6 protein-coding genes are annotated in these 8,322 nt (G+C 68.3%); 2 read left to right on the top strand and 4 right to left on the bottom strand.

The genetic code is table 11. From position 1 onward, the window contains the following. On the top strand, positions 1–479 hold a 479-nt coding region (locus HKK72_RS32205; RefSeq protein WP_261987416.1), incomplete at its 5' end, for a molybdopterin-binding protein. A gap of 197 nt (positions 480–676) precedes the next feature. Further along, positions 677–1,399: a GntR family transcriptional regulator gene (locus HKK72_RS32200; protein WP_187238207.1), complete on the top strand. Its 723-nt coding sequence runs from the start codon at positions 677–679 to the stop codon at positions 1,397–1,399. 25 nt (positions 1,400–1,424) lie between these two features. On the opposite strand, the gene HKK72_RS32195 is transcribed toward HKK72_RS32200, so the two are convergent. The 4 genes from HKK72_RS32195 to HKK72_RS32180 all read right to left on the bottom strand — a co-directional run bounded on the left by HKK72_RS32195 (position 1,425) and on the right by HKK72_RS32180 (position 8,106). Then, on the bottom strand, positions 1,425–2,837 hold the full coding sequence (locus HKK72_RS32195) for an OFA family MFS transporter (RefSeq protein WP_187238206.1): 1,413 nt from the start codon (positions 2,835–2,837) through the stop codon (positions 1,425–1,427). A gap of 189 nt (positions 2,838–3,026) precedes the next feature. Beyond that, the gene (locus HKK72_RS32190) at positions 3,027–5,159 is read right to left on the bottom strand and encodes an acetate--CoA ligase family protein (protein WP_187238205.1); all 2,133 of its coding nucleotides are present in this window, start codon (positions 5,157–5,159) and stop codon (positions 3,027–3,029) included. 2 nt (positions 5,160–5,161) lie between these two features. Further along, positions 5,162–6,391: a formyl-CoA transferase gene (gene frc, locus HKK72_RS32185; RefSeq protein WP_187238204.1), complete on the bottom strand. Its 1,230-nt coding sequence runs from the start codon at positions 6,389–6,391 to the stop codon at positions 5,162–5,164. Positions 6,392–6,405: 14 nt separating this feature from the next. Then, a complete protein-coding gene (locus tag HKK72_RS32180; protein ID WP_187238203.1) occupies positions 6,406–8,106 on the bottom strand; it encodes a thiamine pyrophosphate-binding protein in 1,701 nt (566 codons plus the stop codon). Positions 8,107–8,322 lie beyond the last annotated feature (216 nt).

Below are 8,322 nucleotides of genomic sequence, written 5' to 3'. Positions count from 1 at the left end.
TCGCGGCGGCCGGCGGCGCGGACGTCGTCGTCGTGTGCGGTGCCTGCTCGCGCGGACCGGCCGATCATGTGCGCGGCGTGCTGGCCGAGGCGGGGGCGGAGTTCCTGGTCGAGGGGGTGGCGTGCCGGCCGGGGCATCCGCAACTGCTGGCCCGGCTCGGTGACGGGCGGCTGGTCGTGGGCCTGCCGGGCAACCCCTTCGCCGCCCTGGTCGCCGCGCTGACGCTCCTCGTTCCGGTGCTGACGGTGATGAGAGGGCGGCCCCGGCCGGCGGTGGAGCGGGTACGGCTCGCCGGCGAGGTCGCGGCGCACCCGGCCGATACGCGCATAGTGGCGGTGCGGCGCACCGCTGACGGGGCCGTCCCGGTCGGTCACGATCGGCCCGGCCTGTTGTGGGGAGCGGCGCTCGCGGACGCGCTCGCCGTCGTGCCGCCCGGATGGCGGGGAGATGAGGTCGAGTTGCTCGCGCTGCCGTCGTGACGACCGAGCTTTTATTTCTGGTGAATACCTGGATATTGCGCCGACGTTTCTCGGACATTTCCCTGCCGTGGATAAGTGATCTCGCTTTTACTTAGGGTGAAATGGTGTGAGTCACGCCACTTGAAAATTCCGGCTGGGTCCAGCGGTAGGCAGTAGACTGTCTACAAGAACCCAGACCTCCTGATGGAGCTGACGCGATGTTCCCCTCCGCGCCTTCGACGGGCGTATCCGTGCCCCGGCTGAAGCGGCCGGCCCCGCTCCGGGAGGGCGTTTACGATGCCCTGCTGAATCTGATCGTCACGCGCGCGCTGCAGCCTGGACAGCATCTCGTCGAGAGCGAGCTGGCGGCCCATCTCGGGATCTCGCGGCAGCCCGTGCGTGAGGCGCTCCAGCGCCTGAGCAGCGAGGGCTGGGTCGACCTGCGGCCGGCGCAGGGCGCTTTCGTGCACGTGCCCACCGAGGAGGAGGCCGACCAGCTGCTGGCCGTCCGGTCGCTGCTGGAGACCGAGTCCGCACGGCTCGCGGCGCTGAGCGCCACCCCGGAGAGCATCGGTCTGCTCCGAGAGCTGTACGAGCAGGGAGTGCAGGCACTGGCCGGCGGAGACGTCGATTCGATCGTGAGCGCCAACGCCGCGTTCCACGCCGCGATCATGGAACTGTCGGGGAACAAGGTGCTGGCCGAACTGGCGGGCCGGGTCGACCGGCGCGTTCGCTGGTACTACACGCCCGTCGCACCGCAGCGGGGGCGGGAGTCGTGGAAAGAGCACGCTGAGCTGATCGAGGCGATCGCCGCCGGTGACGCCGACCGGGCCGCTGAGGCCATGCGCGACCATACGGACCGGACCCGCCGGTTCTCCCGCGACCTGCGCAGGGAGGAAGAGGAGAACGGGGGTGGAAAGGAGGAGAGGACGCCGGCCTGAGGTGGCGCCCCTCCGACAGCGAGCGTCAGATGTCCTCGCGGCTGATCGGCCGGGGGTTGGGCTGGATGTCCTTCAATCGGACGCGTCCCGGTTGCTTCAGGAAGATCGCCAAGAAGGCCGAGAAGAGCCCGATGCAACCGGCGATGACGAAGGCGCCCTCATAGTCCCACGCGGCCACCACGACCGATCCCAGGCCAGATCCGGCCAGTCCGGAGATCAGTTTGGAGCTGTAGACCATGCCGTAGTTGGTGGCGTTGTTGTTCTCCCCGAAGAAGTCCGCGGTCATTGCCGCGAACAGCGGGAAGATGGCGCCGCCTCCGAATCCGGACACCATTGAGCAGAACAGGAAGAACGGCATGCTGCCCATGGAGCCCGAGATCAGCACGCCGAACTGCGACATGCCGAGCACGATGCACACGAAGATCAGGGTGTTCCGCCGCCCGTAACGGTCGGAGATCCACCCGATCACCCCGCGCCCGGTGCCGTTGACGATGGCCTTCAATGACATGGCCGTCGCCACGATGCCGCCGGCGAAGCCCATGTCCTTGCCGAACGGCACCTGGAACGCGATGCCGAAGATGTTGATGCCGGCGGTGAACAGCAGGCAGACCCACATCAGGCCCAGCACCGGCTGGCGAATCGCCTCGCGCGGCGTGAACTGCTTCACGGCCGGCGGGTTCTTCGCCAGCGCCCGGCGGACCCTGGGGTCCTCGGAGGTCTTGAGCGGGTCGGCGTGCGCCGGCCACCAGTTCTTCGGCGGGTCCTTGAAGAAGTACCCGCTGGCGGCGACGACGATGAGGAGAAGGACACCGACGCTGAGGAGCACCGTCTTGTAGTTGCTGAGGTCCAGGTAGGACGTGAACAGGAAGACGAACGGGACCGAGCCGTAGGCGAACCCGCCGTTGACCATGCCCGTCTTGCCGCCCTTGCGCTCCGGGTACCACTTGCCGACCATGTTCACGCAGGTCGCGTAGACGAGGCCGGCTCCCATCCCGCTGAACGCGCCGAAGCCGAGGTAGGCCCAGAAGACGTGCGGTGCGTACGCGAGGGAGAGGTATCCGAGGAAGGTGCCGAGCGCGCCCAGCATCATCGCGTTGCGGGCCGGCAGCTTGCCGCTCTCGCGCAGCTTGCCCGCGGGGAAGGCGATCGCCGCCTGGAAGAACACCCAGACGCCGAGCAGCCAGAAGATATGCCCGCTGGTCCAGTGGTGCGCGACGTGGAGGGTGTCCTCCGCGGAGGTGAACGCGTACTCGGACGAGCTGATCCCCATCATGCCGATCCAGGGGAACAGCACCATGGTCCAGCGGGGACGGCCCATGATGTCCCGGTCGGTCTCACCGATGCGGTAGACGCGGCCGTTGCGATCGGTGACTTCTCGGTAGGTGCTGGTCGTCGGTGAATCCGGAATTGGTGAGTGTGGACTTGACGTCGTGGTCATCCCGACTCCTCGCCGGAAGAGGTGGTGCGGACGTGCCCCCTGCCCCGATGTTCTGTTCGCGCGTTGCGACCAAGTGCTTGCTTTGGCCTATGTCATGAAGGACAGCCTCCTTCGCCGTGCACCTCGTCCCCGCGGTCGCGCGACCCCGTGGCGGGGATCGGGGGCCGCGCGACCGCGGAGTGGTGAGGATCAGCCAGGGATGAGCCCGGCGGTCCGTGCCCAGCGGTACTTCGCGCCGAGAACGGCGACGGGCTTCTCGGTGGTGTAGGGGTAGGCGGGAACGCCGTGGTCGAACAGGTACTCGCTGGCCCGCTCCACCTCGGTGTCCCCGGCGAGCGAGGCGACGACGGGCTTGTCGATTCCGCGCGCCCGTGCCTCCTCGACCACCCGGGCGACGAGTTCGGCGAAGACCATCGGCGGCGTCACGATCGTGTGCCAGTAGCCGAGGATCAGCGCGTGGATCCGGGGATCGTCGAGGCCGAGCCGGATGGTGGCCTCGAACGTCGCGGGGGGCTCTCCGCCGGTGATGTCGACCGGGTTGCCGGCCGCGCCGAACGGCGGGATGTGCTCACGGAAGGCCGCGTCCAGGTCGGACGGGATGTCCATCAGCGTCAGCCCGTTGTCGGCGCAGGCGTCCGAGAGCAGGACGCCCGAGCCGCCGGCCGCGGTGATGATGACGACGTTCTCGCCCTGCGGTGCGGGCAGCACGGGCAGCGCCCGGGCGTACTCCAGCATGTCGTTCAGACCGGGAGCGCGGATCACCCCGGCCTGCCGCAGGATGTCGTCGTACACCTTGTCGTCGCCGGCGAGCGCACCGGTGTGCGAGCTGGCCGCCCGCGCGCCGAGGGCCGTACGGCCCGCCTTCAGCACCACGACCGGCTTCTTCTTCGACACCTCGCGCGCGGCCGCCACGAATGCCCGGCCGTCCTTGAGGTCCTCGAGGTGCATCGCGATGCACTGGGTGTTGTCGTCCTGGCCGAAGAAGACGAGCGCGTCGTCCTCGTCGAGGTCGGACTTGTTGCCGAAGCCGACGATCGCCGACACGCCCATCTTGCTGGTCCGGCTGTAGCCGAGGATGGCCATGCCGATGCCGCCGCTCTGCGAGGTCAGCGCCACGCTGCCCTGCACGTCGTACGGGGTGCAGAACGTCGCGCACAGGTTGCTCGGCGTGTAGTAGTAGCCGTAGATGTTCGGTCCGAGCAGCCGCACGCCGTGCTTGCGGGCGATCGCGACGATCTCGTCCTGGGCCTCGACGTTGCCGGTCTCGGCGAAGCCCGAGGGGATGAGGATCGCGGCGGGGACGCCCTTGGCCCCGACCTCCTCCAGGGCGCCGGGAACGAACTTCGCCGGGATGGTGAAGACCGCGACGTCGACCTCGCCGGGGATGTCGCCGATGCTGCGGTAGGCCTTGCGGTCGCAGATCGAGTCGGCCTTGGGGTTGACCGGGTAGATCTCGCCCGCGAAGCCGCCGTCCACGAGGTTCCGCATGACCGAGTTGCCGATCTTGCCGGCCTCGTTGGACGCGCCGATCACTGCCACGGACCGGGGCTTCATGATCCGTTCCATCACCGCGAGGATCTCTTCTTCGGTGTACTTCGGCACATCGCGCGGCTCCCCGTCCGCGAGCAGGATGCGCACGTCGGCCGCGACGGCTCCGCTCGCGCTCGCGAAGACCGGGTTGAGGTCGACCTCCGAGATCTCCGGGAAGTCGTCGACCAGCTCCGACACCCGCTGGAGCAGGCCGGCCAGCGCGTCGCGGTCGACCGGGTCGGCCCCCCGGACGCCCTTCAGCACCTCGGCGGCGGCGATGGAGTCGAGCATCGAGGCCGCCTCGCCGGCGTCCAGCGGCGCCAGCCGGAACGTGACGTCCTTGAGGACCTCGACCAGCACGCCGCCGAGGCCGAACGCCACGATCTTGCCGAACGTCGGGTCGGTGGTCGCGCCGATGATCACCTCCTGGCCCGGCGGCAGCATCTGCTGCACCTGGACGCCGAGGATCTCGGCGTCCGCGGAGTACGCCGTGGCGTTAGTGATGATCTTGTCGTGGCCCGCCCTGACCTCCTCGGCCGAGCCGAGGCCGACGAGCACGCCGCCGGCTTCGGTCTTGTGCAGGATGTCCGGTGAGACGATCTTGAGGACGACGGGGAAGCCCATCTCCTCGGCGCTCGAGACGGCCTCGTCGGCCGAGGTCGCGAGCGCTTCGGCGGGGATCGTGATGCCATAGGCGTCACAGATCTCCTTGCCCTCCGGAGCCGTCAGCGCGGTACGGCCTGAGGCCCGCACCTTGTCGATCAGCGCGCGAACGGATTCGCGGTCGGCCATGCTCAGATCACTCCGTTCGACTTGAGTTCGGCGAGCTCGTCAGCGGGCAGGCCGAGGACGCCTCCGTAGATCTCTTCGTTGTGCTCGCCGAGCAGCGGCGACGGCTCGATCTCCACCGGTGAGTCGGACAGCTTGAGCGGGCAGCCGACCGTCTGGAAGGGGCCGCGCGTGGGGTGGTCGACCGTCACGATCATCTCGTTGGCGACGAGGCTCTCGTCGGCGGCGATCTCGCGGGTGGACAGGATCGGGCCGCATGGGATGTCGTGCTGGTTGAGCTTGTCCAGCACCTCCCACTTGGTGTGCTCGGAGGTCCACTCCTCGATGAGCTGGAACATCTTGCCCAGCTTGGGCAGCCGCACCTCGGGGGTGTTCCAGTCCGGGTCGACCGCCAGCTCGGGCCGGCCGAGCAGCTGGGTGATGGGCGCCCATCCCTGCGGCTGGACGATGACGTACACGTAGTCGTTCGGGCCGCCGGGCTTGCACTTCACCGCCCAGCCGGGCTGGCCGCCGCCCGAGGCGTTGCCCGACCTCGGCACCTCGTCGCCGAAGTCGTCGTTGGGGTACTCCCGCAGCGGGCCGTGCGCCAGGCGCTGCTGGTCGCGCATCTTGACCCGGCACAGGTTGAGCACCGAGTGCTGCATCGCGACGTTGACCCGCTGGCCCCGGCCGCTCTCGACCCGCTGGTAGAGGGCGGCGAGGATCGCGGCCACCGCGTGGATGCCGGTGCCCGAGTCGCCGATCTGCGCCCCGGTCGCCGTCGGCGGCCCGTCCTCGAAGCCCGTCGTGCTCATCGATCCGCCCATGGCCTGGGCCACCACCTCGTACGCCTTGAGATGCGTGTACGGGCCTTCGCCGAAGCCCTTGATCGAGGCGTAGATCAGCGTCGGGTTGAGCTCGCGAAGGGCGTCCCAGGTGAAGCCGAGCCGCTCGACGGTGCCGGGCCCGAAGTTCTCCACGAGGATGTCGGAGCGCTTCACCAGATCAGTGAACAGCTCCTTGCCCCGGGGGTCTTTCAGATTGAGCGTGATGCTTTTCTTGTTGCAGTTGAGCATCGTGAAATAGAGACTGTCGACGTCCGGTACGTCACGCAGTTGACGCCGGGTGATATCCCCACCGAGCGCTTCGACTTTCAGCACATCCGCGCCGAGCCAGGCGAGAATCTGCGTGCATGACGGTCCAGACTGGACGTGCGTCATGTCGAGGACCTTGACGCCGTCGAGAGCCTTTCCCATGGCGGCTTTCCTTTTCACTTGTACATGGTCTGGTTCATGGTTCCGGGCGCGTACACGTCCGGATCGATCCAGACGTTGATGAGCGAGGGCTTGCCGGACTCGCGGGCGCGCTCGAGCGCGGGGCGGATGTCCGCGGGGTCGCGGACCTCCTCGCCGTAACCGCCGAGCATCTTGGCGAACTCGCTGTAGCGGACGTCGCCGAGCGTGTTGCCCACCCGGTCGCGGTCCTTGCCGTACTTCGCGGCCTGGCCGTAGCGGATCTGGTTCATCGAGGAGTTGTTGCCGACGATCCCGACGAACGGCAGGTCGAAGCGGACCAGCGTCTCGAAGTCCCAGCCGGTGAGGCTGAAGGCCCCGTCGCCGAACAGCGCGACGACCTCCTTGTCCGGGCGGGCCTGCTTGGCCGCCATGACGAAGGGGACGCCGACCCCGAGCGTGCCGAGCGGGCCGGGGTCCATCCAGTGCCCCGGGGACTTCGGCTGCACGACCTGCCCGGAGAAGGTGACGATGTCGCCGCCGTCGCCGATGTAAATGGAGTCCTCGGTGAGGAACCGGTTGATCTCGTTGACCAGCCGGTACGGGTGGATCGGGTTCGCGGTCGAGTTCAGCAGCGGCAGCCGCTTGTCGTAGGCCTTGGTCTCCTCGGCGCGCAGCTCCTCCAGCCAGGACTTGCGTCCCCTGGCGCCGTTGTCGACCCGGCCCGACGCGGCCTGGGCGACGGCCGACAGGACGAGGCCGGCGTCACCGACGATGCCGAGATCGATGTCGCGGTTCTTGCCGACCGTGCGGTAGTCGAGGTCGATCTGTACGACGGTCGCGTCGGGCGACAGCCGGCGGCCGTACCCCATCCGGAAGTCGAACGGCGTGCCGACGATGACGATGACGTCGGCGTTGTTGAAGGCATAGCGCCGCGACAGCTGGAAGTGGTGCGGGTCGCCGGGCGGCAGGGTGCCGCGGCCGGCCCCGTTCATGTAGGCCGGCACGTTCAGCGTGCGGACCATGTCGATCGCCGCGTCGGTGCCCCGGGTGGTCCAGAGCTGGCTGCCCAGCAGGATGCAGGGCTTCTCGGCGTTGACCAGCAGGTCGGCCAGCTTCTCGATGGCCTCGGGGTCGCCGCCCTGGCGGGTCGAGGCCCGGTAGCCGCCCGCCTTGGGGATCCTGGCCTTCTCGACCGGGACCTTGGCGTCGAGCACGTCCCGGGGGATCTCCAGGAAGGACGGGCCGGGAGCGCCGTTGTAGCACTCGCGGAAGGCCATCGACACCAGGTCGGCGGCGCGCTCGGTGCCCGGGACCGTGGCGGCGAACTTGGTGATCGGCGCCATCATGTCGACGTGGGGGAGGTCCTGCAGTGAGCCCATCTTGTGCTGGCTCAGCGCGCCCTGTCCGCCGATCAGCAGCATGGGGCTCTCGGCCCGGAAGGCGTTCGCGACTCCGGTGACGGCATCGGTGGTGCCGGGTCCCGCCGTGACGACCGCACAGCCGGCTGTACCGGTGATGCGGGCATGGCCGTCGGCGGCATGCGCCGCGACCTGCTCATGGCGCACGTCGATGACCTTGATCCCTTCCTCTACGCAGCCGTCGTAGATGTCGATGATGTGACCACCGCACAGCGTGTAGATGACATCGACGCCCTCGGCCTTGAGTGCCTTGGCGACAAGGTGCCCGCCAGAGATGAGGTCGGTGGCTTGCGGGGCCGGATCGGGTGACGTGGCCATGTCGTGCGTCAACTCCTTCGTTCGGGGCTCCACCCGGGTCTTGCCTGGTAGGAGCCATCCGTACGGGGTCGCCGTATATTGCATACAGTCGACGGATACTGTATGAAGACTGTGACACGACCCAAACAGGAATGTCCAGAGCAAGATTCGGATGAATCAGCCCGACGGTGACCCGGGTGACCGGGAGGACCGGCATCGAGTGCAGGAGGCACTGCG

The organism is Actinomadura sp. HBU206391 (assembly GCF_014323665.1).
GTDB lineage: Bacteria > Actinomycetota > Actinomycetes > Streptosporangiales > Streptosporangiaceae > Actinomadura_C.
The sequence above is the reverse complement of the archived record's forward strand: the minus strand, read 5'-3'. Positions and strand labels throughout refer to the sequence as shown.